This is a genomic window from Paenibacillus sp. OT2-17, from assembly GCF_009827695.1.
Taxonomy (GTDB): Bacteria; Bacillota; Bacilli; order Paenibacillales; family Paenibacillaceae; genus Paenibacillus; species Paenibacillus polymyxa_B.
The window spans coordinates 1-813 of sequence record NZ_WUDQ01000945.1 but is presented as its reverse complement, the minus strand read 5'-3'; the positions used below and the strand labels follow the sequence as shown (position 1 = coordinate 813).

Here is an 813-nt window from a genome sequence, read left to right as displayed (position 1 = left end):
ACCCGAAAGTGATTTTGAAAGACATCGAACAAGGGTTGATCGACGAAGGTGTACCCGCAGAACGATACGAATTGATCGTGGATCGCAGAACTGCAATTCATAAAGCTGTTGAAATGGCAAGCCCTGACGATGTAGTATTGATTGCGGGAAAAGGTCATGAGACTTACCAGTTGATCGGAAAAACGGTGCATGAATTCGATGACCGCATCGTAGCCAAAGAAGCGATAAGGGGTTTATCCAAGTGATGAAAAGAACAATCGGTCAGATTGCATCTATGTGTGGAGGAATACTTCACGGAGAAGCGGACACCGAACAGATGGTCGAAGGCGTTTTTACAGATTCTCGCAGGCCGCAGAGCCAAGGGTTGTTTGTTCCACTCGTGGGCGAACGGTTTGATGGGCATAATTATGTGCAGCAGATCGTAAGCGAGGCAGGTGCAGCTGCATTTTTATGGCAAAAGGATCATGGAGCACCTCCGGCTGAGAACGCTATTGAGGTAGAGGATACGCTAGAAGCCCTTCAGCATCTAGCAGCTGCATACTTACGCGAAACCGGCGTTTCTGTCGTTGGGATCACGGGAAGCAACGGCAAGACGACAACGAAAGACATCGTAAACGCTCTGCTGGGCACGACTTTTAAAGTACACAAAACCGAAGGGAATTATAACAATCATATCGGTTTGCCTTTAACTGTACTGTCCATGCCGCAGGATACAGATATTCTCATTCTGGAGATGGGCATGAGTGGACGTGGAGAGATTCGTCTGCTGGCTAATATTGCCCAACCAGATGTAGCTATCATAACGAACATAGG

2 protein-coding genes are annotated in these 813 nt (G+C 47.6%); both read left to right on the top strand.

Annotated elements, in window-relative coordinates:
- Positions 1 to 245 (top strand): glutamate ligase domain-containing protein (locus tag GRP75_RS28360; RefSeq protein WP_483311130.1); only part of this gene is annotated, 245 nt, incomplete at its 5' end.
- On the top strand, positions 245 to 813 hold a 569-nt coding region (locus tag GRP75_RS28355; protein WP_160791047.1), incomplete at its 3' end, for a UDP-N-acetylmuramoyl-tripeptide--D-alanyl-D-alanine ligase. The genes GRP75_RS28360 and GRP75_RS28355, both read left to right, overlap by 1 nt.